The sequence below is a fragment of the Psychrobacter sp. ASPA161_9 genome (assembly GCF_051970275.1).
GTDB lineage: Bacteria > Pseudomonadota > Gammaproteobacteria > Pseudomonadales > Moraxellaceae > Psychrobacter.
In genome coordinates this window covers 562,780-585,809 of the sequence record NZ_JBEFNI010000001.1, presented here as the reverse complement: position 1 = coordinate 585,809, position 23,030 = coordinate 562,780, and the positions used below count along the sequence as shown (strand labels likewise).

The following is a 23,030-nucleotide window of genomic DNA, read 5'->3' as shown; positions in this document are numbered from 1 at the left end:
AATTTAACCTCGTATCAAGCCATAATAGCTAGTAGCTTACCAACGAAGAGTTTGGTATTGGTTGCGAGTTTGGATTAACAAATAATCGAAGAGACAGCTGGATAGGCTGTCTTTTTTATACTTACAAATGTGATTTTTGTCAAAAACAACAGATTAACAAGGTCAAACGTTAGCAATAAGCGTTATCACTGGCAAAATTAGGCATTTTGAGCTAAAATACACACCAATTAAAAGCCAAGATAAAGACTGCCAGAGAGGCTACAAACGTACATAAAAAAGCGGTTATAAATAAGTAGTTATAAGTAGCAATCTTATCTAAGTAACGATTAACCCAGTTCTTTATATTTTTTAGTATTTCTATAATTTTTCATATCCCACCAACTATATTTTACTGACCATAAGGATGTTCCTCGTGAGCCAAGCTAATACCTTACGCCAATTGCATCAAGACCGTCTAAACAGCTATAACAATCAAGAACAACAAGCTATTGAGCTGATTGGATTGTTAAATAAACTATATAACGAGCAAGACGTGCAAGTTACCTTGTTCGGTGAGACTCTTGACACAACTTCAGTGGGTCAAGTGCTAGCACTGCATCAAAAAGCTGCAATTCGTGAGCAGAATGGCAAGCCTATCGCTATTGCTGATACTTTAGAGATGGTCAAAGCGTTAGCAACCAGTGGTGACATTCAATCCGCACGTGTGGATGTCGGTCAACTGATTGCTAATGACACCGATTTGCAAGATGCTCTGCAAGCCATTGGTGATGATAAAGCTGCACAAAATGGTACTACTGATGTAGTGTTGTATGGCTTTGGTCGTATCGGTCGTGTGTTGACACGTCTGTTGTTATCGCAAGCATCAAGCGCAAGAGGCTTACAACTAAAAGCTATCGTCGTACGTCCAGCTGCTGCAGGTGATCTTGCCAAGCGTGCGTCACTACTTGAGCGTGACTCAATCCATGGTAGCTTTACCGGTGCCGTCAGTATTGATGATGACAACAACGGTATGGTTATTAACGGCCGTTTTGTCCAAGTTATTTATGCTAATGATCCAAGTGAGATTGATTACACTGCCTATGGTATCGACAATGCGTTAGTAATCGATAATACAGGTATATGGAAAGATGAAGCGGGTCTAGGTAAACATCTGCAATCTCAAGGCGTAAATAAGGTGCTATTGACTGCTCCTGCTGGTGGTGAGATTAAAAACGTTGTTTATGGTGTTAATAACGATACTGTTGGCGATGACACTATTGTCAGTGCCGCTAGCTGTACGACTAATGCTATTACCCCAACGTTAAAAGTATTAAACGATGAATACGGTATTGAGAACGGTCATGTTGAAACGATTCACTCATTTACCAACGATCAGAACTTAATTGATAACTATCATAAAGCTGATCGTCGTGGTCGTAGCGCTGTACTAAATATGGTTATTACTAGTACTGGCGCTGCTAAAGCGGTGGGCAAAGCGCTACCAGAGCTTAGTGGTAAACTGACTGGTAATGCTATCCGTGTACCTACGCCTAATGTTAGTTTGGCGATTTTGAACCTAAACTTAAAACAAGCACCAAAGAGTGCGGATGCACTAAACGAGTTCTTGCGTAAGATGGCCAACAGCAACACTTGGCAATCGCAGATTTCATATACCGATTCGACAGAAGCGGTATCAACTGATTTTGTTGGTACTAAGCATGTCGGAATTGTAGATGCGCAAGCTACTATCGTTACTGATAACCATGCCACTGTGTACATCTGGTATGACAATGAAGTCGGCTATAGCACCCAAGTATTACGCTTAGCGACTCAAATGGGCGGCATTAGCTATACGCAAATTCCTGCGTAAAACTTGTCAATATTAAGCTAAGCTTTTATTGAGCCGCTTTTTATAAGTACATTGTTGCGTAATTGGAATGTCCTTAATGTAAAACAACACCCGATATTCCATTTGGTTATCGGGTGTTGTTGCTATAATAGCTAGCATAGTGGTTCTAAGAGTTATAAAAAATTTCTAATACCTTTATAATATGACGATAAAAGCTTTGCTAACCAGTATCTAGTTTGAATTCATAATACACTTGCTTTATGGTAAGCGTATCTTGAAGTTAATTTAGGTCATTAAGCATGAATTTGATAACTAATCGATAAACAGACTAGTAGACAGATGAGTAGCAACCTAGACAAGCATACAGACACCTTGTAAGCACAAATATAAAATCAGTCAATGACTGTAATCCAGAAAGTAAATTAAGGAACGTAACATGCGATTTATTGATGAAGCCGTCGTAACGGTAAAAGCAGGTGACGGTGGTAACGGAATCGCCAGTTTTCGCCGAGAAAAGTACGTCCCGCGTGGTGGTCCTGATGGTGGTGATGGTGGTAGTGGCGGTGATGTATATGTCATTGCTGACGACAACACCAACACTCTAGTCGATTATCGTTATACTCGTCGCTACGATGCGATGCGCGGTGAGAATGGTCATAGTAGAAACTGCTCAGGTAAAGGCTCTGAAGATGTATTTTTGTCAGTTCCTATTGGTACTACCGTTATTGATACCGAAACTGATGAAGTCATCGGCGATATGACCGAAATAGGTCAGACGTTATTAATCGCTAAAGGCGGTGATGGTGGCCTAGGTAACACACATTTTAAAAGCTCAACTAACCAAGCACCGCGTAAGGCAACTTCAGGCTTTGAAGGCGAGTTGAAAATATTAAAGCTTGAACTGAAAGTTGTAGCTGATGTTGGGTTGATTGGTCTACCTAATGCCGGTAAATCTACTTTCATTCGTCAAGTATCTTCAGCTACACCTAAAGTTGCTGATTATCCATTTACGACTTTAGTACCCAATCTAGGTGTGGTTGATATTGGTATACATCGCTCGTTCGTGATGGCTGATATTCCAGGGCTTATCGAAGGTGCATCAGAAGGTGCAGGTCTTGGCATTCGCTTCTTAAAACATGTGGCACGTACCCGTCGTTTACTGCACATCGTTGATATTCAACCTCTTGACGGTAGTGACCCTATTAATAATGCTCGTATCATTCTAAACGAGCTTGAGCGTTTTTCTCCTGAATTGGCCAATCTTCCACAGATTTTAGTTTTAAATAAAATTGATCAAGTGGTTGATGAAGAAGAGTTGAATGAGCTGTGTGACCGTATCGTCTCCGAGCTTGGCTGGACAGGCGTGGTATTTCGCACTTCAACGTTAACTGGTGATGGCGTAGATCCAGTCAAATATCATTTGATGAACGAGATTGAGCTAGAACGTGAACGAGAAATTGAAGAGCCTGCCTTTGCTGAAGTACAAAAAGCGCGCTTTGAGCGTTTAGAGGCAGAAGTGCGTCGCAATACTGATGCACAACGTGAAGCTTATCGTGCTGCTCGTAAAGCTCAGCGCGAAGGTACTGATCTGGCAGATGACGATTTTGACGATGATGACGGTGTCGAAGTAATCTATACCCCTTAAATCGCCCATCTAAAATGTAGCGACATAACAAGCCGCATATTAGAAACAAAGAAATGCTAGCCGTAATGACGACTAGCATCCTCTGCTAACCATTATACAAATTTGTTATTATTATTTGTGAGCTTTAATCAGTTCCTCATATTACAAAAGAACAGGTTGCCTATTAATCTTTTAAATCAATCCCCACAATATACAGGAGTTTTTATGGCAGATGACATGGAACAAACGACCGAAGAAGCAAGGTTCATCAAACAGAACCGCAACTTTGATATTCAGCGCGTTATTGTCAAGATTGGCTCATCATTGTTAACCAATAATGGTCGAGGGCTTGATCGAACTGCTATTTATGAGTGGGCTAAACAGATTGCTAATCTGCATAAACAAGGAGTGGAAGTACTACTGGTGTCATCAGGTGCAGTTGCTGAAGGCGTAGTACGTATGAACCTTGAGGAGCGCCCAAAAAAATTGGCGGCATTACAGGCCTGCGCTTCTATTGGTCAGATGGGTTTGATTGAAACTTGGTGGTCAGCACTAATTCAACATGGCATACAAAGCTCTCAGCTATTGTTAACCCATGATGACTTGTCTAATCGTAGCCGTTATTTAAATACGACTGGCGCGTTAACCCAATTGTTAGAATGGCGTGTGCTGCCAGTAATTAATGAAAATGACACCATCACTATTGATGAGATCAAGTTTGGTGATAATGATACTTTAGGCGCGATGTCAGCGGCTATGGTCAATGCCGACTTATATATTATCTTAACGGATCAAGAAGGCGTATTTACTGATAATCCGCGCAATAACCCTAACGCTAAAATGATACGTCAAGAGCGTGCAATGGCAGATTATCTCTTTGACATTGCAGGAGATGGTGGCAAGCTTGGACGTGGCGGAATGCTAACTAAAATTCGTGCTGGTCGTCTTGCGGCAATGGGCGGCTGCCCAACCGTTATCGTGAGCGGTGCGATTGATGATGTCATTACTCGCGTGGTATCTGGTGAAGCAGTCGGTACACTATTAACGACTAACGATGCTGATAAGATTATTGCGCGTAAGCAGTGGTTAGCAGCGCATTTGCGCATGTCAGGCACTCTCATTGTTGATGCTGGTGCTGCCAAAGCGCTGACAGAGCATAATAGAAGCTTATTGCCAGTCGGTGTGGTAGAAGTGCGTGGTGATTTTGATGAAGGCGATGTAGTAGAAATCGTTCACCAAGATACAGGCGAGCGTTTAGCAGTTGGGCAAATGAACTTCTCATCTAATGATGCGCGCCGTGTCGCCCGTGAGCGTACTGAGCAATTTGATAGAATTCTCGGTAATAAGGAAGAGCGCGTAGTAATGGTACATCGTGATAATTTAGCACTATCCATGTGATGTTATCTATCAAAGGTAGATAGATGGCTTAAAGTGGTACGGATACATAGCTGGTCTATGAAAAACACTCACTATTGCCTAAGATTACTAAATAGTAGTAAGCATCGTTACTTTTTAAAACTAATGCCATATTAGATTCTTTCTTTATGGCATTAACTATGTATACGTTTATATTTGCTAATAATTGATAGTAACCTGTATTTGATTTATATATTTTCAAGCTTAATTTTTCTTCATTTTTAATAATGATAACAATGAATATCGTACTCTTTTGGAGATTTGTGCATGAGTGCCTCAAATAGTATTAACACACCTCAGCAAGATTTTGCGCCCTTAAAAAATGACAGATTGTTACGCGCATTACGCTTTGAGCCTATAGATACCACACCGGTATGGATGATGCGTCAAGCTGGTCGTTATTTACCAGAATATAAGGCAACTCGTGCCGAGGCTGGGGACTTTATGAGTCTGTGTAGAGATACGGATCGGGCGACAGAAGTGACCTTGCAGCCATTGCGTCGTTATGATTTAGACGCTGCTATCTTATTTAGTGATATTCTGACTATTCCAGATGCCATGGGTTTAGGTTTATATTTCGAGACTGGGGAAGGGCCCAAATTTAAACATCCTATCCGTCAACAGTCAGATCTTGATAGATTGCCAACGCTCGATGTGAATGACTCTCTTGATTACGTCATGCGCGCTGTGACTAGTATTCGTAAAGCTTTAAATGGACAAGTACCGTTATTTGGTTTTTCTGGTAGTCCGTGGACGCTTGCTACTTATATGATTGAAGGCGGTAGCTCAAAAGATTATCGTTATACTAAAGGTTTTTTGTATAGCAATCCTGAGTTTTTACATCAGTTATTAGATAAGCTAGCAACTGCTGTAATTGATTATCTAGATGCGCAAGTCATTGCTGGGGCCCAAATTTTACAGATATTTGATAGTTGGGGCGGGGCGCTCGGGCATCGTCAGTTCGTTAATTTTTCACACGCCTATAATAAGCGTATCGTTGCAGAATTGAAAATACGTCATCCTGATGTGCCAGTCGTATTGTTCACCAAGGGCGGTGGCCTCTGGCTTGATATCCAAGCTGATAGTGAGGCTGATGCTTTAGGCTTAGACTGGACAATGCCGATTAATCGTGCTCGTCAAGTGTTGATTGAAAGCCAGCGTCAGTTGACCAAACAGCATAAGAAGCTCCAGAGCAGTAAAGCCATCCAAGGTAACTTAGATCCAGCGACGTTGTACGGCTCACCTGCGACTATTCGCTCTGAAGTAAACGCCATGCTTGACAGTGCTTATATTGGTGGTGAAAAGACAGGTTACGTGGCAAACTTAGGTCACGGCATCACTCAATGGGTTAATCCTGACAATGCTAAAATATTTATTGACGCCGTACATGATTACCAAATTTAAGCGTTATTAATCTAAGTACAAGCCTCAGAATAAACAGAGCTTTTAACCTCAATTAATCTAAAGCTTAGTAAGTGTAATATTTAATGACTAACTATTAGAAGGATATCTTATGATTTCAGCAGCTATTGTTGGCGGTACAGGCTATACAGGTATCGAGCTTATTCGCTTGCTATCAGCACATCCTAAGGTGTCCATTGATTTGTTAACGTCGCGAAGTGAGGCAGGAACACGGGCGGATGAGATATTTCCAAGCTTACGTGGTATCTCTGATCTTGTCTTTAGCGACTTAGGAGATGATACGTTATCTGCTTTGCAAAAATGTGATGTAGTGTTTTTTGCTACGCCACATGGGGTAGCGATGAAGCAAGCTGAAGCATTAGTTCAAGCTGGTGTGAAGGTTGTCGATTTAGCAGCTGATTTTCGCTTACAATCATTAGCAGATTTCGAGCATTGGTATCAGCAGTCTCATGCCTGCCCTGAGCTGCTTAAGACGGCAGTATATGGGCTCCCTGAGCTTAATCGTGATAAGCTTGCGGCGGCATCAATTGTAGGCAACCCTGGTTGTTACCCGACCACAGCCATCCTAGGATTAAAACCCATTATTGAGATACAAAATAAAAAAGCAACACGATTGATTGAATCACGTATCGTCATCGACGCTAAATCTGGAGTATCAGGTGCTGGTCGTCAAGCAAGCCTTGCACTAAATTATGCCGAAACGACTGATAATTTTAAGGCTTATGGCGTTGGCGGACACCGTCATTTACCTGAAATTGAACAAGGCGTTGAGCAATTATTGGGCAGTCAATTCTCGCAGCAGATTCGTTTTTTACCCCACTTAGTGCCAATGATTCGTGGTATGTTTAGCTCTATTCATATGGTGCTAACAGAAGCTGGTAGTAGCGTGGACTGGCAGCAAGAGTTTGAGACTAGCTATACAGGGGAAGCCTTTGTGGATGTTTTACCACGCGGCATCTATCCTGATACGCGTAGTGTACGTGCTAGCAATCGTTTACGTATTGCCGTACATCAAGATAATGCACGCGGAGAGTTAACTGTGCTAGTAGTACAAGACAACCTCGTAAAAGGCGCAGCAGGACAGGCAATACAAAATATGAACGTAATGTTTGGGCTTGATGAAACATTGGGGTTAAACGCTGCACCGATTGTACCGTAAAATATAAAGTTTCAAAGTTAAAAGAGATATTTATACGGAATGTAGTGCTGACTTATCACAGAAACTTTACTATTAAGTCATCACGCTTACAGCGCTATGCTAGGTATTGACTTTAAATTCCGTTATAATATCTCGCCTTTACTGTTAAGAGATATTGTCCAGATGCGTGTTAAGAATGCCCCCCGCTTGCGCTCCCAGCCAGCACGATCATCGTGTCACGCGTCTGCATTTGTATCTTGTCAATCTGTTTCTGATGATACGGTACAGCCGTTAATAAATAGGAATGACCATATAAAATATAATAAAGGCATTGGCATTAGACAACAAGGCACATCAACATGGCTGCTGGCATTATTCGTGGTAGCTATACTGGTGACCGCGATAGTTGCTATTTTACTAGGGCACAAGCTTGGCTATCAACGCGGTTATTACGCCTTAAAGTCAGAGACTCAGCAAGCGACTATTAATAGTCAGGAAGCTACTAATGAGCTCAAAGATCTACGCATTAGTCATAAAGTCTTGACTAACCAAGTAGAGACAGCTAAGCAAGAGCTTACCATTAGCCTAGCAAATTTAGATGAGCTACGTCAAAAGCAACAAGACTTGAAGGTCGATAACAGACAAGTCTCGCAGTTGAATGACTTATATGCCGAATTTATCGCTGAACAAGGAGGCATGCCTTTACAGATATTAGGTGCAAAAATTGAACCGTTACCCGAAAATGCCTTCGAATATGGTTTTGATGTAGGGATGCTTAGTGAGGATGGTCTCGCCAAAAATCTTAAGGTTACGTTGACTCTACAAAATAAAGATAACTTTGTCGAGGTTCCATTAGATCCTGCACGTTATGCTATTGAAGGAATTGTTCGTATTCGCGGTCGTTTTGTGATGCCTACAGGGTTTAAACCGTTACAAGTTAAGCTCAGCTTAGAAGCAGGTGATCAGCAAGTCGAGCAACTATATGACTGGAAGCTCGGTGCTATGGTAGATAGTATGCCATTATCATTAATGGACTTACCAGAGGTTGATCAAAGTCCTATTGAGCCATAAACAGGTTACACACGACTATTATAAAACAGTTTTTAGGTAGAGTTTATATTGACTAACTCTTCCTAATTATCTTACTTCTTTATAACCTACTATTTATTCTATATCAATTATTCTTATACTAAACTCTCTATTGAAACTACCTTTATTATGACTAAAAAACAAATAATAGCGCACCCACAACCTACTGTTGCTGACTGGCATTTTCCAAGTATCCCAGCCGATCACCGTGCTCAAGATGGTGATACTGACAGCGAGACAGCTCCACAGGCAGACGTTTTGGTTGCAGATCCTGAAGTAGCCAAGCCACCAATGTATGCTGTGGTTATGTATAACGATAATTATACTCCGATGGAATTCGTTGTATATGTTTTACAGTCGGAGTTCCGCCATAACATCGACTCAGCGGTTGAAATCATGCTGACCATTCATAATAGCAGTAAAGGTATTGCCGGTATTTACCCTAAAGATATCGCTGAAACTAAAGCCAAAAAAGTAAATAGCTTGGCTCACCGTGAAGGCTATCCATTGCTTACTCAAATTGAACCTCATCAAGGCGAATGAAATTATCCATCTTATAAACTAATATCCAGATAATAAGTCAAACTCACACCTATATTCGTATCCAATATAATCCCTCTACTCTTGATTTTTAATAATGATAGCCTTATATAAGGCTTATCGATAAATTTTGTTTACCTTGTCACTTCATCTACTTAAATCATTATATTCCGTTAATATTAATCTTATCTTACTTCTAAACGTTTTTGATTTGATAATCTAGGACGTAGTTTTCCCGTCTTTTTTACTTTGGTTTTTTGATTCAAAAACTAATTATTAGCAATGTTCCTTATCAAAACCTATCCCTAATTTATCGTCATTTTCAGCTTGATTGATATTATAAGTAGAGCTATCTGGATTGCGTAGTACGTGCTCTTATGTATAAAGTGAAGCTTATAATGCATGAATCCTGATAATTATACCCTTTGATACATTTTAGTACGTGTTAATAGATTGACTATATGTAACTATCATGTTGAGATGAATAAGTGCTGATGCTAAATGTGGTTGCAATTGTATTATAGCCAATGTCTTTTGATAACTATCATGTTTTGACCTTGAACAATCCCTTTGTCGCCCTGATTTATCAATTAAGCTATTAAATTATTATAAAGAGTTGTATAACCGTAGGAATTTCTTATGTTAAGTCGTCACCTTGAAGTCTCTTTGCGTTTGGCAATGACGCTTGCGCGCCAAAAATCACATGAGTATCTCACTGTTGAGCATTTATTATTAGCCCTTCTTGAGAACACGCATGCTGCTAATACCTTAACTGCCTGCAATGCAAATGTTTCAAATCTACGTACGGAGCTTGAAGCTTATATTGATAAGCACACGCCTACGATAGATGTAGATATGGAGCAATCACCACAGCCTACCCAAAGTTTTGATCGTATCTTGCAGCGCGCTATTTTTCATGTTCAGTCCATCGGCGGAGGCCGTTTGGTTGAAGGCTCAGATATTTTAGTATCTATGTTTTCTGAGCATGATACTTATGCTGTCTACTTGCTCAAAAAGCAAGGTATTAGCCGCTTGGAGCTTACTCAATATCTCTCACATGGACAAGATAAAGATGAGCCATCTGAGCCACGTGCTTCTATTACTGGAGAGCGACGCAGTGCCTCAGAGAAGACTAGCAAAGATCCGTTAGTAGAGTTTGCGAGCAACCTTAATCAGCGTGCGGCAGAAGGCAAGACTGATCCATTGATTGGCCGTGCTTCTGAGATTGAGCGCACCGCACAAGTACTATGTCGTCGCCGCAAAAACAATCCGCTATTAGTAGGTGAGCCAGGAGTCGGTAAAACCTCTATTGCTGAAGGTTTGGCGTGGCTAATTATCAATGATAAAGCACCAAAACCGTTAAACGGCTGCGTGATTTATAGCCTTGATATTGGTGCCCTGATAGCAGGTACTAAGTATCGTGGTGATTTTGAAAAACGTATGAAATCGCTACTCGATGCACTTAAGAAAAAACCTAATGCTATCTTATTCATTGACGAGATTCATATGATTATTGGTGCAGGTTCATCAATGAGCAGCAATATGGATGTGTCAAATCTGATTAAACCGGCTCTTGCAAACGGCGAGTTGCGCTGTGTGGGTTCGACGACCTTTACTGAATATCGTCAAGTGTTTGAAAAGGATCATGCGTTATCACGTCGCTTCCAAAAAATCGATGTAAAAGAGCCGAGTGTCGAGGATAGTATCGATATTTTACGCGGTCTCAAACCACGCTATGAAGAGTTCCATAACGTTGAATATACTGATGAGGCGCTAGTAACTGCAGTACAGCTATCGTCTAAGCATATTCATGAACGTTTTTTACCAGACAAAGCGATTGATGTTATCGATGAAGCTGGTGCCTATAAGCGTCTAGGGGTTATTCCAGATGCGGACGATATCAATGCAGAAGACAGTTTAATTGCTGATTTAGATAAAAATATCGGTGATCAAGATTATGAAAGTATCGATACTGATAATGCTGATATTGATAATGAAATGCAGGATGAGGCAGCCGCAGCTAAAGCAAATGATCAGTCTAAGAACTATGAAGATTTGCAAACTGCTAACAATAAAAAGCCACCGATGAAAATTGATGTTGCTGATATTGAAGCTATTGTAGCGAAGCTTGCACGTATTCCGCCCAAATCAGTTTCCAGCGATGACAAGAGTATTCTTGAGCATTTAGATCGCGATCTTAAGCACTTAGTATTTGGACAAGATGAAGCTATTGCGACACTTGCAGATGCAATTAAGCTTTCGCGAGCAGGTTTGAAAGCTCCAGAAAAACCTATCGGCTCATTCATGTTTGCAGGGCCTACAGGGGTTGGTAAGACAGAAGTATCGCGTCAACTAGCAAATCTATTAGGAGTAGAGCTTGTACGTTTCGATATGTCAGAGTATATGGAAGCGCATACTGCTTCACGTCTAATTGGCGCGCCTCCAGGCTATGTCGGTTATGACCAAGGCGGTTTACTTACTGAGAAGATTAATCAGCATCCGCATTGTGTGTTGCTATTTGATGAGATTGAAAAAGCGCATCCTGATGTTTTCAATTTATTGTTACAAGTTATGGATCATGGTACGTTAACCGATAATAATGGTCGTGTGGCTAGTTTTAAGCAAGTTATCGTTATTATGACTACCAACGTGGGTGCAGATAGTATTAGTCGCTCATCTATGGGCTTTACCCAGCAAGATCATAGCCGTGACAATACTGAAGCATTGAAACGAGTCTTTACGCCTGAATTCCGCAACCGTTTGGATGCAATTATTCAATTTAATCCATTAGATACATCGGTAGTTATTTCTGTCGTTGATAAGTTCTTAGTAGAGTTACAAGTACAGCTTGATGACAAACAGGTTACCTTAGAGATTGATGACGAGGTGCGTGATTATTTGGCTGAAAAAGGTTATGACCGTCTGATGGGCGCGCGTCCGATGCAGCGTTTAATCCAAGATGAGATTAAAAAACCATTGGCAAATATGATTTTATTTGGTGATTTGGTTAATGGCGGGGTGGTACATATAACCCTAGAACCAGAACAAAATGATGAGCTAGATACCGCTGCTGATAGTGTTTCGCTTGACAAGAATGAAGCTACGCAAAGTAGTAACGTGCCAAGTGGCAACATGCAAAGTGATAAAGGATCAGCAGATAGCCGGATTATACTGACTGTCGTTGAAATCCATGAACCACGTTCAGACTCTGAGTCCCTAGCAAGCTAATTACCTTCTACTTCTAAATCAAAAAACGGTTACTTCGGTAGCCGTTTTTTTATGATTTTCGTTTATGCTATTGCTATACTTTATAACAAAGCGAACATAACATTTTGCTAGTATAGATTTTAAGATGAGTTTTGGAATATTACTGCCTATCTTTTATCTAACTGATAACGAATAAAAAAAGGATACATTATGGAACTGTTCAGTGAACAGACGACCAAAACAGCAGAGCAAAAACAGGCAATTTTAGACAATGTCCGTCTACCAGAAGACTGGAAAACTGCGTTAGCAGATGAATTAACGTCTGAGAATATGGATAATCTACGTGAGTTTCTAAAGGAGTCTTATCAATCAGATGATAGTGTATATCCACCTGCTCCTTTGATGTTCAATGCTTTTAACTTAACGCCTTTATCACGAGTTAAAGTCGTTATTTTAGGACAGGATCCTTATCACCGTCCAGGTCAGGCAATGGGGTTATCATTTTCTGTACCGAAAGCAATTCCTAAACCACCTTCTCTTAACAACCTACTTAAAGAGATGGCAGATGATATCGGTACTAGTTACTCGGCACATGGCGATTTGACCTATTGGGCGCAGCAGGGTGTTCTATTGTTAAATAGTTCCCTAACAGTCAGAGAAGGTGAGCCAAACAGTCATCAAAATAAAGGCTGGGAGCAGTTTACTGATGCTGTCATTGATGTGGTCAATGAACAAACAGAGCATACCGTATTTATATTGTGGGGTAGTAAAGCACAGAAAAAAGGTAAATATATAGACACTGACAAACATCTTATTTTGACAGCAGTACATCCTTCACCTCTTGCAGCCAATCGCGGTGGATTTTTTGGTTCTAAGCCGTTTTCTAAGACCAATGATTATTTAGTACAGTACGGTCAAGCGCCGATTGACTGGCAGTTGCCACAATAAATGATAAATTACCAGAATATGAATTTACAGTCTTATGACTTAATAGATAGCCAGTTAATAGCTAATAAATTCGCTGATATCCAACTCGCAACCAGTACGTTTTGGTCAATCCAAGACGTTAAATGGATGCAGGAGGCTCTTAGAATTGCTAAGCAAGGTGCTGAGCGTGGAGAGGTGCCAGTAGGAGCAGTTCTAGTGCATGATCAGCGAATTATTGGGCAGGGATTCAATGAGCCAATTGGTCGCCATGATGTGACTGCACATGCTGAGATAGTAGCACTAAGAGATGCCTGTACGCGTTTAAAAAATTATCGTTTGCCACTTCAGACCACACTGTACGTGACTTTAGAGCCTTGCACGATGTGTATTGGTGCGCTGATTCATGCACGTGTTGATAGGCTGATATACGCAACGAGCGAGCCACGCGCTGGCATGGTTGGTAGTCAAATGAATTTACCGATACAGTCTTTTTATAATCATAATATTAAAGTGCACAATGGTTTATGTCGAGCATATAGTAGTCAGATGCTTAAGCGCTTTTTCCGTGAGCGTCGACAAGTAATGAAAAAAATCAAGCACAATATTAATAATAAACAAGATATGAGTCTTGGTGATAGTGTGGTTTCTTTGCTATAATATTGCCCTATTTGATGGCTAACCAGTTAATCTGTTGTCAATCGTCTGATAAATAAGTAAATAATGTCCTAGGTTGCTATTACATAAGTAGCGTCTATTATTAAGTGAGTGTTATGACTGTCTCTACACCTAATGCTAACAATAGTAGCCAAATGCAGCCGTTGAGCTATCCTGTCATTTGTATTGATGGGCCAAGCGGTGCAGGTAAAGGCACGGTAACATGGCGATTAGCACAAGCGTTAGATTATCAGTTGTTAGACTCAGGTGCTTTATATCGTATTGTAGGACTGAAGGCTTTTGAGGCGGGATTGATTAGTGCAGATGCAAGCGAAGCCATTGATGAGATGGCTGTATTAGCGTTGACTCAAAGCTTAGAGATTGCTTTTGTACCTAATAATAATTCAGGGCGTGTCGATATTCTTGTCAATGGTGAGGCGGTCGGTGAACAAGTCCGTAACGAGACCATTGGAGGCTATGCATCACAAATAGCAATATTTCCGAAAGTTCGTCAAGCATTGTTAAAATTGCAACAAGATATGGCAACTCGTTCAGGGTTGGTTGCTGATGGTCGCGATATGGGTACAGTGGTGTTCCCAGATGCTGATGTAAAAGTGTTTTTGACTGCCAGTGCTGAAGCGCGTGCCGAGCGCCGTGTCACTCAGCTACTAAGCGCTGGTCAAACAGCAGATTTTGAAGCGATTTTAGCCACGATTAAAGCCCGTGATGATCGTGATGAAAACCGCGCAACTGCACCATCAAAACCAGCAGAAGATGCATTGCTACTCGATAGCTCATCCTTAGATGCTAATATGGTTTACGAGAAAGTTAAGAAACATTGTCAGGATAAAGGTATTTGTTTTAATAGATAATAAAAACAACATAGTAAGTGCCAAAAACTTTGCTATAAGGTGTGGTTTTAGTATAAAATCATAGTAGTAAAAATCTATAGATTTTAGAATTCTATTTGTAGAAATCGTTTAATAATACATATACGTCTATAGTAGATATAAAAAATCTTAATGTGAGACAGTTGTTGCTAATGAGTTCGCCAAATAATTCGCTTATTATCAACAAACGTTTTTTTATATGATTATATAAGATATAAAACCAGTATTCTCGTTTTATGTAATCATAAATTTGATCCGTACTGTGCTGGACAGGCTACGGCTATACAAAGGTAGACATAATGGAATCATTTGCTGAACTATTTGAAGCGAGCATCGAAGAAACAGGTCTGGATATCGAGCGTGGCTCGGTTATCACTGGTACTGTTGTGGCCATCGATAACGACTGGATCACTGTTGATACTGGTCTGAAATCTGAAGGTATTGTCGCTCGTGAAGAGTTTTTAAGCGAAGAAGGCGAACTTGAAGTTGAAGTTGGCGATAGCGTTGATGTCGTGGTTGAAGCAGTTGATAACGGTATGGGTCAAACCTTACTGTCACGCGAAAAAGCCAAACGCGTTGAAACTTGGAATATCCTTGAAAAAATCTCTGACAATGATGAGATCGTAAAAGGTATTATCTCAAGTAAAGTTAAAGGCGGTTTCACTGTAGATATCGGTTCAGTACGCGCATTTTTACCAGGTTCATTGGTAGACGTACGTCCTATCCGTGACACTACGCATCTTGAAGGTAAAGAGCTAGAATTCAAAGTTATCAAACTTGACCAAAAACGTAACAACGTTGTGGTAAGTCGTCGTGCAGTTATGGAAGCTGAAAACTCAGCTGAGCGCGAAGAGCTATTGAACAAGCTTGAAGAAGGTATCGAAATCGAAGGTATCGTTAAGAACCTTACTGATTACGGTGCATTCGTTGACCTTGGTGGTATTGATGGTCTATTGCACATCACTGATATGGCATGGCGCCGTATTAAGCACCCATCAGAAGTTGTTGAAGTGGGTCAAGACCTAAAAGTTAAAGTATTGAAGTTTGACCGTGAGCGTAATCGCGTAAGCCTAGGTCTAAAACAACTTGGTACTGATCCTTGGGATAACGTTGGCGGCACATACCCAGTAGGTAGTGTGGTTAAAGCACGCGTTACTAACTTGACTGATTATGGTTGTTTCGCTGAGATTTCTGAAGGTATTGAAGGTCTAGTACACGTATCAGAAATGGATCATACCAACAAAAACATCCATCCATCAAAAGTCGTTCAAGTGGGTGATGAAGTTGAAGTAATGATTCTTGATATCGATGAAGAACGTCGCCGTATCAGCCTAGGTATCAAACAGACTCTAGCTAATCCATGGGATGAGTTTGACAAGAAACATGAGCGCGGTGATAAAATCACTGGTACGATTAAATCTATCACTGACTTCGGTATCTTTATCGGTCTAGACGGTGGTATTGATGGTCTTGTTCATCTATCTGATATCTCTTGGAACGAAACTGGCGAAGACGCTATCCGTAACTACAATAAAGGCGACACCGTTGAAGCAATGGTATTGTCAGTAGATGCAGAAGCTAACCGTATCAGCCTAGGCGTGAAGCAGTTAAGCTCTGATCCATTCAACGAATACCTAGTCAACAATGACCGTGGTGCTATCGTTAATGGTAAAGTGAAAGAAGTAGATGCTAAAGGCGCTACTATCGAGCTTGCTGATGAAGTTGAAGCTTACCTACGTGCCTCTGAGATTCAACGTGACCGCGTTGAAGATGCTACTAAGCATCTAACTGTTGGTGATGATGTTGAAGCGAAAATCATCAGTGTCGATCGCAAAACACGCAACATCAACTTGTCTATCAAAGCGAAAGACGAAGCTGAAGAGCGTCAAGCGATTAAAGATCTTGGTAGCACGAGCACTACTGCTACTCCAGGTTCTGATGCACAGCCAAAAACTATTGGTGACTTGATTAAAGAGCAAATGCAGTAAGCTACACGCTTTTGATATATTAATAGCATAAAAAGAAAGCGACTTCGGTCGCTTTTTTTTATTTAATTTTTATCACTACTTACAAATAGTTATAATTTCATTTTCATTGCTAATAAATTCCGCTATTATTTGCAACTCTGAGTAACGAAATGTAAACTACTACCAGTAATCTAATATGTCATAGAGATTTAAACTATGACTGTTTATATTATAATTTTTTGAAGTACGCTACTCGAAACAGATTTTGACATTATATTAGTAACTTTTAAATGAGGGAGTTGGTTTAGATATTATGTTTCGCAATTAGCGTTAAGTTGTGAATCCAATGGTAGCTAGTACCTTAGTTAGCAAATATCTAATACTTTACTCATATAATCAAGATGATGACCATAAATTAATAAGGCAAGTGTAACAATGCAACAAGCGATTAATAAGTCCGACTTTATTAGTAATTTGAGTGTGAGCTGTGACACCATGACTGAAATGGTCGTTGATGATGCAGTACGAGAAATACTAAACCTAATGGTAGATACTTTGGCGAATGATGGCCGTGTTGAGGTTCGAGGTTTCGGTAGTTTCTGTTTGCACCATAGAAGAGCTCGTATGGGACGCAATCCAAAGACAGGTGAAAGTGTACCTGTACCTGCTAAAGCTATTCCACATTTTAAGCCTGGTAAAGCACTACGTGAAGCAGTCAACGATAAAGTAGCATCATAGTCAATACAGGGTGGTAATTAACAGAATAGGTATAAAATGATAGTTGTTTATGATTTATCATAAGCAATTATTATCTCTATTATTTACCATAATATTATTTGCTGTTATTGAGCAGATATTTCTATCTACTATTGAGGTATATGTATCATGCGCTTTTTATTGTTTGTCCTACTATTTTTAAGCTTTGCTTATGCGCTTGGTTTGGTATTAGCAAATAATACTGAAATCGGGGTAAATCTACTATTTTCGCAAGCACCTACGATGAATTTGGGATTATTGCTGATACTTTGCTTAATACTGGGTATCGTAATTGGCATGTTATTGGCGCTATTGATTTTCCGTGTATTACAAAACAAATGGGAAATCTCACGTTTGCAAAAGTTGAATGCTAATTTGCAAGAACAAGTGACACAGGCTAATGTTGTTATCGATCGTCAAGCAAATGCTCCAACGGTAGAAGAAGCTGTCTATGGAGCAAATACAGGCCAAGTACAAGACGAAGTAACTAATACCCTTGATGATGAAACTATGCTTACTAAACGTAAGCGAGATTAACTCGATTGATGAGTAATCTGATATTGATTTGTATAAAAATATGATGCTTTAATAACTCCGATATAAAATGGCACAATTATGAATAACAATGTGATAACTTCTCCAGTCATTGTTGCTTTGGATAATATGACTGTAGATGCAGCGTTAGCGTTGGCCGATAAACTAGATCCAACGTTATGTCGGTTAAAGGTAGGTAAAGAGTTGTTTACGCGTTGCGGTCCTTCGATTGTAGAAGCTTTACATCAACGCCAGTTTGAAGTGTTTTTAGATCTTAAGTTCCATGATATTCCTAATACTACCGCACAAGCTGTGTTAGCAGCAGCTGAGCTTGGTGTATGGATGGTTAATGTCCATGCAAGTGCAGGTTTAGAAGCGATGTCTTTAGCAAAGGAACGTCTGTTAGCAGGTAATTATAAAACGTTGCTAATTGCGGTAACGGTGCTCACTTCTATGAGCAAAGACAACCTAGTACAGATTGGTATCGCTGATGATTTAGATGATCAAGTGAGTCGATTAGCAAAACTTACTCAGCAAGCTGGTCTTGACGGAGTAGTTTGTTCAGCACAGGAAGCAAAAGCTCTGAAAACCCTGTGTGGCACTGACTTTAAATTGGTTACTCCAGGTATTCGGTTGCCTGAAGATAGCGCAGACGATCAGCAGCGTATTTGTACTCCGAAACAAGCTCTAAGCGATGGATCAGATTATCTGGTTATTGGTCGTTCAATCACTCAAGCACCAGATCCTGCTGCTAAACTACAAGCGATAATAAAAGGTATTTAAGGTTTTTATTACTGTATAAATACTTTATTTACTTTTAAGAAATAATAAAAAGGACAGCTGAAAAGCTGTCTTTTTTACTTTTTGCTGGTAGATGGAAAAGTGCTACACTACCTTGATTTATGCTTATACCAATTCTAAAGATATAAGTAGCTGTGTCAAACTCGCTTGGTCTGCTAGATGTAGTGCTTACGCGTGTTTTCTTGGATTTTTAGAATTGAAACTATTGGATAGTATTGGATAATATGAAATTACAGATATTGAGTGACTTACACATTGATAGTTATGCTCGTCAGTCACATCCTATCGGGCACATTCCTAAAACTGATGCAGACATAGTGCTAGTGGCGGGCGACACTGCCAATAGCGATAGTGGTATGCCATGGTTACAAGAGCAAGCTACGCGTCTACAAGTGCCTTTAATCACTATTGCGGGCAACCATGAGTACTTTAATGAAGATGTGCTACATTTCGATAAAAAGCTCGCTATGTGGGACAACTATAGCGAAACGTCAGGTCAAGGCGTACGAGTACTTCAATGCCAGCATATCGATATCGGTGATATACGTATATTAGGGTGTACGCTATGGACGGATTATCAGTATCAGGCCAACGAAGATACAATGGTGGTTGCTAAACGTTTTATGCGTGATTATAAGCAGATATATGCAGGTAGCGAGCTATTCTCACCTGAGGTATCGATGCAGCTGCATGAAAAGCAGCGTCAGTGGTTAAAGCAAGCACTAATAACTGCACAGCAGCTAGGTAAAAAAACTGTTGTTATGAGTCATCACAGTATTAGCCCATTGTCAGTTTCTGAGAAGTATGCCACGCTGCCGAGCAATGCTGCATTTGTCAGTGATTTCTCTGCTTGGATGCATGAATCTTGGGCACCAATTCTATGGGTTCATGGACATACTCATGAAGCGTTCGACTATCGTATTGGCAATACACGTGTGATTGTCAATCCGCGTGCTTATCCCAATGAGGTCAGTAGCACCGAGATTGAGTTTGCGTGGGATAAGGTAATCGATATTGGTTAAAGTACTTTAGATTATGTTATTGGTTCATTGTAGTATCCATGAGTATGAACATTAATCCTTTTAAAGCTTGATTATTATGATGATTGTTAGCTATGTTTTTTATTGCTAGTCAGCTGTTATTTCGTTCACTACCGCTCAAAAATCTGCTACGCTAGCTACCATGAGTAAACTCCCTGATACCCCAAATTCCAAGCTGTCTGAGACGACAAAGCCTCTTAAGATGAGCGCGCCTGCACCCGCGCATCTGCCTGATAGCATGATATCCTCAGTCAGCTTGTTGCCTACTGACAAACGCCTGATTTTGTTTACCAGACACTCACTACGCGAGCGCTCTGATGGTAATGGGTTTGCCAGCTATCAGCTACCATTGACTCCTAAAGGCCGAATATTAGCGAAGTCTTGGGGGCGTTGGCTAGCAGGTCATCTGCCATATTCTCTCGACGTAGATAGTATCTCAAGCCCAATCGGGCGTTGTATTGATACAGCGCAGCTAATGCAAGAAGGAGCTGGGTTACAGCGTGATATAGCCCATCAGTCGCTATTGGTTGAGCCAGGTAGTCTAGTGACTGAGCCTGATATTGCTAATGCAGTATTTAAAGAGATTGGTGTGCTCAATTTTATCAATCGCTTCTTGCAAGGGAATCTTGAAGGCACCAAAAATGCCTATCAAGGTGGTCTCGATATCTTATCGCTTTTTTATCAAAACCAGCCACAGCATGGACATTTAATGCTAGCTGTTAGCCATGATACGTTGCTGTCTGCTTTCTTAGCGGTAATGTTTGATGTGAGTGAGATTGATTGGAATGATTGGCCAAAAATGATGGAAGGCGTATTTTTATGGTTTGATGATAAGCCATTCGAGCAGGCTAATGCTTATTTTGTATGGCGTGGCGAGATTTATGTTCGTCCGATCAACACGTTGTTGGACAGCTACCGTGCTGCTGGTTTTCATCCTAGCAAACTATTATTACCACCAGAGGTAAAGTGGACATAATGACAAGCATGAATATTTGGGTTGCTGTTTTAACCATTACATTTTGAATAGACATAAAAAAACCTTGCCACTAGGACAAGGTTTTTTTGATAACCGGTTATTAACGCAGCTGATCTTAAGCTTGGAGAGCTTTGATAGCTTTGTTTAGACGGCTCTTACGACGGGCAGATTTATTCTTATGAATAATGCCTTTGTCAGCCATACGATCAAGAACAGGTACCGCTTTTTTGTAAGCTTCGGTAGCTGCGTCATAATCTTTAGATTCGATTGCCGCATCAACACGCTTTAAATAAGTACGAACCATAGAGCGTTGTGACGCTGAATTCTGGCGACGTTTAGTGTTTTGACGGGCGCGTTTACGAGCTTGTGCAGTATTAGCCACGCGTATCTCCTTTATGAAAGACAGATAAAAATATGAATGTTGATTGCAATAATGGGTTTAACAATCATCGGTGACGAGCAGCCGTCTCGCCAAACATGATGTCGATGCCAAATATAAGCCATCGCAAGCGTCAAGGCCATTTGGAATAATTAAATAGCTATGACGTGTAAAGCCGGACATCTTAGCAAATTATTGCGCTTAGAACAATATATTTGACCATCAAAGCGTAAAGAAGTTGTATGTATTGCCATACTAATCCCTATCTAAGGTGGAATATGAATAAATAAACGGCTAATATTCGAGCGTTTGATAAAAACTCTTACAATAAATCATGGATAGTAGCGACAGTTATAGGGTAACTTAGTTATGATACTGCGCTATGATTTCAAGATGATACGACTTGACGATTATAAATAGTTTTTATAACACTTTACGATTATGAAAAAATGGATAGGATATGCAGCAAAAAGCAATTTTAATTGGCGCGACAGGTTTGGTAGGTCAGCATCTTGTCAAACAGCTTAGCGAGCTCTATGATACTTTAATAGTGATTGCAAGGCGTCCGCCACGGTATATCAACGCTAGCATGAGGTTTTATCAAGTTAGTGACTTTGATAACTTAGCAGAAATTTTTGCAAATGTTGGTGCAGATCGAACGACGGATGCATTTAGCTGCCTTGGTACAACTAAAAAACAGGCAGGTAGTGATGAGGCATTTAGAAAAGTAGATCATGACTACAATGTGAATTTTGCCAAACTATGCCATGACAAAGGGGTTAAGAACTTCTTTTTGTTATCGTCCATGAATGCAGATATTGATAGTCGATTTTTATATAATCGAGTAAAAGCTGAAACTGAACAGTCGATTATGGCGTTAGGCTTTGAGCAATTAGCTATCTTCCGCCCTTCATTATTATTGGGTAAGCATAAAGGTCGTCCACTTGAGAGCATTAGCCAAAAAGCCTTTCAAATTATCTCACCTTTAGTTTCTGAGTCGTTACCGTTGCATCCTATTTCAGCCAAGCGCGTGGCAATTGCTATGGCAATGAGCGCTCATGATGTATATGAACGTCGTAAGTATAGTGAATATCGTTCTGAGTCAAAGCCTAGTGCTACTGATATCATCGAAAATAAACAAATGCTGGCGATGACCCGTGTAAAAAAGTAAATCGTAAAACAACTGATAGTCATCAACAAGGAGTGTATAACTATGTCAGAATCAAGAACAATGAATAAAGAAAACTTTGTAACCTGTGATCTGTTGGATGCCAATCCAGAGTCGCAGGTATGTTTGCCAAATATTGAAGGTAAATCTTTTTATAGCTTTGGAGCAAAAGATAAATTCTGCGGTGAGATTGTGACTGTTAAATGCTTTGAAGATAACAGCCGTGTAAAAGCATTATTGAATAGTGATGGCAAAGATAAGAATGGTGAAGGTAAGGTATTGGTCGTCGATGGCGGCGGTTCTATGCGTTGTGCCTTGCTTGGAGATATGATTGCACAGTCAGCGATAGATAATGGCTGGGCGGGTGTAGTGGCCTATGGCTGTGTTCGTGATGTAGATGATATGGCGCAGATGGAGATAGGGGTCATGGCGCTAGGTTGTATCCCGCGTAAATCTACTCGCCGCGATGAAGGCCAGACGGATATTGAAATTAGCTTTGGTGACTTGACTTTAAATTCTGGTATGTTTGTTTATGCTGATAATAATGGCATTATTGCTAGTAATAACTCACTACTTTAATAAGGTGCTTTATAGCTTAGGCTTATATTGTTGAGATATAAAAAGTATGTGCTGATTAATAACAGTTATAACAAGAGTATAAGAACCAACTCAAA

20 protein-coding genes are annotated in these 23,030 nt (G+C 40.3%); 19 read left to right on the top strand and 1 reads right to left on the bottom strand.

The window, feature by feature from the left end; translation table 11 throughout:
* The first annotated feature begins 403 nt into the window (after nucleotides 1–403).
* The 17 genes from ACTQ9S_RS02215 (at nucleotide 404) to ACTQ9S_RS02135 (ending at nucleotide 20,809) form a co-directional block, all read left to right on the top strand.
* Nucleotides 404–1,849 (top strand): glyceraldehyde-3-phosphate dehydrogenase, encoded by a 1,446-nt coding sequence (locus ACTQ9S_RS02215; protein ID WP_440453543.1) that lies wholly within the window; start codon nucleotides 404–406, stop codon nucleotides 1,847–1,849.
* Between the two features lie 415 nt (nucleotides 1,850–2,264).
* Nucleotides 2,265–3,473, top strand: a complete 1,209-nt coding sequence (cgtA, locus tag ACTQ9S_RS02210; protein WP_440453541.1) for an Obg family GTPase CgtA — start codon at nucleotides 2,265–2,267, stop codon at nucleotides 3,471–3,473.
* A gap of 204 nt (nucleotides 3,474–3,677) precedes the next feature.
* Nucleotides 3,678–4,850 carry a glutamate 5-kinase gene (gene proB / locus ACTQ9S_RS02205; RefSeq protein ID WP_440453539.1) on the top strand — a complete coding sequence of 391 codons (1,173 nt, stop codon included), beginning with the start codon at nucleotides 3,678–3,680 and terminating at the stop codon, nucleotides 4,848–4,850.
* 285 nt (nucleotides 4,851–5,135) lie between these two features.
* Nucleotides 5,136–6,272 (top strand): uroporphyrinogen decarboxylase, encoded by a 1,137-nt coding sequence (hemE, locus tag ACTQ9S_RS02200; protein ID WP_440453537.1) that lies wholly within the window; start codon nucleotides 5,136–5,138, stop codon nucleotides 6,270–6,272.
* 109 nt (nucleotides 6,273–6,381) lie between these two features.
* Complete coding sequence (argC, locus tag ACTQ9S_RS02195) at nucleotides 6,382–7,449, top strand: N-acetyl-gamma-glutamyl-phosphate reductase (RefSeq protein ID WP_068328193.1); 1,068 nt, start codon at nucleotides 6,382–6,384, stop codon at nucleotides 7,447–7,449.
* Nucleotides 7,450–7,611: 162 nt separating this feature from the next.
* Nucleotides 7,612–8,499, top strand: a complete 888-nt coding sequence (locus ACTQ9S_RS02190) for a hypothetical protein (RefSeq protein WP_068039252.1) — start codon at nucleotides 7,612–7,614, stop codon at nucleotides 8,497–8,499.
* A gap of 147 nt (nucleotides 8,500–8,646) precedes the next feature.
* A complete protein-coding gene (locus ACTQ9S_RS02185; RefSeq protein WP_440453535.1) occupies nucleotides 8,647–9,060 on the top strand; it encodes an ATP-dependent Clp protease adaptor ClpS in 414 nt (137 codons plus the stop codon).
* 636 nt (nucleotides 9,061–9,696) lie between these two features.
* Nucleotides 9,697–12,285 carry an ATP-dependent Clp protease ATP-binding subunit ClpA gene (gene clpA, locus ACTQ9S_RS02180; RefSeq protein ID WP_440453533.1) on the top strand — a complete coding sequence of 863 codons (2,589 nt, stop codon included), beginning with the start codon at nucleotides 9,697–9,699 and terminating at the stop codon, nucleotides 12,283–12,285.
* Between the two features lie 189 nt (nucleotides 12,286–12,474).
* Complete coding sequence (locus ACTQ9S_RS02175; protein WP_068036297.1) at nucleotides 12,475–13,212, top strand: uracil-DNA glycosylase; 738 nt, start codon at nucleotides 12,475–12,477, stop codon at nucleotides 13,210–13,212.
* Nucleotides 13,213–13,230: 18 nt separating this feature from the next.
* Nucleotides 13,231–13,848, top strand: a complete 618-nt coding sequence (tadA, locus tag ACTQ9S_RS02170) for a tRNA adenosine(34) deaminase TadA (protein ID WP_440453531.1) — start codon at nucleotides 13,231–13,233, stop codon at nucleotides 13,846–13,848.
* Nucleotides 13,849–13,961: 113 nt separating this feature from the next.
* A complete protein-coding gene (cmk, locus tag ACTQ9S_RS02165; RefSeq protein WP_068036295.1) occupies nucleotides 13,962–14,717 on the top strand; it encodes a (d)CMP kinase in 756 nt (251 codons plus the stop codon).
* Between the two features lie 314 nt (nucleotides 14,718–15,031).
* Entirely contained in the window at nucleotides 15,032–16,723 is a 1,692-nt protein-coding gene (gene rpsA / locus ACTQ9S_RS02160; RefSeq protein WP_203226536.1) for a 30S ribosomal protein S1, read from the top strand.
* A gap of 414 nt (nucleotides 16,724–17,137) precedes the next feature.
* Nucleotides 17,138–17,440 (top strand): integration host factor subunit beta, encoded by a 303-nt coding sequence (locus ACTQ9S_RS02155; RefSeq protein WP_068036291.1) that lies wholly within the window; start codon nucleotides 17,138–17,140, stop codon nucleotides 17,438–17,440.
* A gap of 147 nt (nucleotides 17,441–17,587) precedes the next feature.
* A complete protein-coding gene (locus tag ACTQ9S_RS02150; protein WP_068036289.1) occupies nucleotides 17,588–17,995 on the top strand; it encodes a lipopolysaccharide assembly protein LapA domain-containing protein in 408 nt (135 codons plus the stop codon).
* A 78-nt stretch (nucleotides 17,996–18,073) separates the two neighbouring features.
* The gene (pyrF, locus tag ACTQ9S_RS02145) at nucleotides 18,074–18,775 is read left to right on the top strand and encodes an orotidine-5'-phosphate decarboxylase (protein ID WP_068036287.1); all 702 of its coding nucleotides are present in this window, start codon (nucleotides 18,074–18,076) and stop codon (nucleotides 18,773–18,775) included.
* A 242-nt stretch (nucleotides 18,776–19,017) separates the two neighbouring features.
* Nucleotides 19,018–19,815, top strand: coding sequence for a metallophosphoesterase (locus ACTQ9S_RS02140; RefSeq protein WP_068036285.1), 798 nt, complete (start codon nucleotides 19,018–19,020; stop codon nucleotides 19,813–19,815).
* A gap of 160 nt (nucleotides 19,816–19,975) precedes the next feature.
* Nucleotides 19,976–20,809 carry a histidine phosphatase family protein gene (locus ACTQ9S_RS02135; protein WP_068036283.1) on the top strand — a complete coding sequence of 278 codons (834 nt, stop codon included), beginning with the start codon at nucleotides 19,976–19,978 and terminating at the stop codon, nucleotides 20,807–20,809.
* Nucleotides 20,810–20,924: 115 nt separating this feature from the next.
* On the opposite strand, the gene rpsT is transcribed toward ACTQ9S_RS02135, so the two are convergent.
* Complete coding sequence (gene rpsT, locus ACTQ9S_RS02130) at nucleotides 20,925–21,191, bottom strand: 30S ribosomal protein S20 (RefSeq protein ID WP_058369082.1); 267 nt, start codon at nucleotides 21,189–21,191, stop codon at nucleotides 20,925–20,927.
* A gap of 457 nt (nucleotides 21,192–21,648) precedes the next feature.
* On the opposite strand from rpsT, the gene ACTQ9S_RS02125 reads away from it, so the two are divergent.
* Complete coding sequence (locus tag ACTQ9S_RS02125) at nucleotides 21,649–22,359, top strand: NAD-dependent epimerase/dehydratase family protein (protein WP_440453529.1); 711 nt, start codon at nucleotides 21,649–21,651, stop codon at nucleotides 22,357–22,359.
* Between the two features lie 60 nt (nucleotides 22,360–22,419).
* Nucleotides 22,420–22,935, top strand: a complete 516-nt coding sequence (rraA, locus tag ACTQ9S_RS02120; RefSeq protein WP_440453693.1) for a ribonuclease E activity regulator RraA — start codon at nucleotides 22,420–22,422, stop codon at nucleotides 22,933–22,935.
* Nucleotides 22,936–23,030 lie beyond the last annotated feature (95 nt).

Excerpts from the sequence above, each read along its gene's own strand:
- ACTQ9S_RS02215 (WP_440453543.1), top strand. The coding sequence starts at position 404 with ATGTTCCTCGTGAGCCAAGCTAATACCTTACGCCAATTGCATCAAGAC.
- cgtA (WP_440453541.1), top strand. The coding sequence starts at position 2,265 with ATGCGATTTATTGATGAAGCCGTCGTAACGGTAAAAGCAGGTGACGGT.
- proB (WP_440453539.1), top strand. The coding sequence starts at position 3,678 with ATGGCAGATGACATGGAACAAACGACCGAAGAAGCAAGGTTCATCAAA.
- hemE (WP_440453537.1), top strand. The coding sequence starts at position 5,136 with ATGAGTGCCTCAAATAGTATTAACACACCTCAGCAAGATTTTGCGCCC.
- argC (WP_068328193.1), top strand. The coding sequence starts at position 6,382 with ATGATTTCAGCAGCTATTGTTGGCGGTACAGGCTATACAGGTATCGAG.
- ACTQ9S_RS02190 (WP_068039252.1), top strand. The coding sequence starts at position 7,612 with ATGCGTGTTAAGAATGCCCCCCGCTTGCGCTCCCAGCCAGCACGATCA.
- ACTQ9S_RS02185 (WP_440453535.1), top strand. The coding sequence starts at position 8,647 with ATGACTAAAAAACAAATAATAGCGCACCCACAACCTACTGTTGCTGAC.
- clpA (WP_440453533.1), top strand. The coding sequence starts at position 9,697 with ATGTTAAGTCGTCACCTTGAAGTCTCTTTGCGTTTGGCAATGACGCTT.
- ACTQ9S_RS02175 (WP_068036297.1), top strand. The coding sequence starts at position 12,475 with ATGGAACTGTTCAGTGAACAGACGACCAAAACAGCAGAGCAAAAACAG.
- tadA (WP_440453531.1), top strand. The coding sequence starts at position 13,231 with ATGAATTTACAGTCTTATGACTTAATAGATAGCCAGTTAATAGCTAAT.
- cmk (WP_068036295.1), top strand. The coding sequence starts at position 13,962 with ATGACTGTCTCTACACCTAATGCTAACAATAGTAGCCAAATGCAGCCG.
- ACTQ9S_RS02155 (WP_068036291.1), top strand. The coding sequence starts at position 17,138 with ATGCAACAAGCGATTAATAAGTCCGACTTTATTAGTAATTTGAGTGTG.
- ACTQ9S_RS02150 (WP_068036289.1), top strand. The coding sequence starts at position 17,588 with ATGCGCTTTTTATTGTTTGTCCTACTATTTTTAAGCTTTGCTTATGCG.
- pyrF (WP_068036287.1), top strand. The coding sequence starts at position 18,074 with ATGAATAACAATGTGATAACTTCTCCAGTCATTGTTGCTTTGGATAAT.
- ACTQ9S_RS02140 (WP_068036285.1), top strand. The coding sequence starts at position 19,018 with ATGAAATTACAGATATTGAGTGACTTACACATTGATAGTTATGCTCGT.
- ACTQ9S_RS02135 (WP_068036283.1), top strand. The coding sequence starts at position 19,976 with ATGAGTAAACTCCCTGATACCCCAAATTCCAAGCTGTCTGAGACGACA.
- ACTQ9S_RS02125 (WP_440453529.1), top strand. The coding sequence starts at position 21,649 with ATGCAGCAAAAAGCAATTTTAATTGGCGCGACAGGTTTGGTAGGTCAG.
- rraA (WP_440453693.1), top strand. The coding sequence starts at position 22,420 with ATGAATAAAGAAAACTTTGTAACCTGTGATCTGTTGGATGCCAATCCA.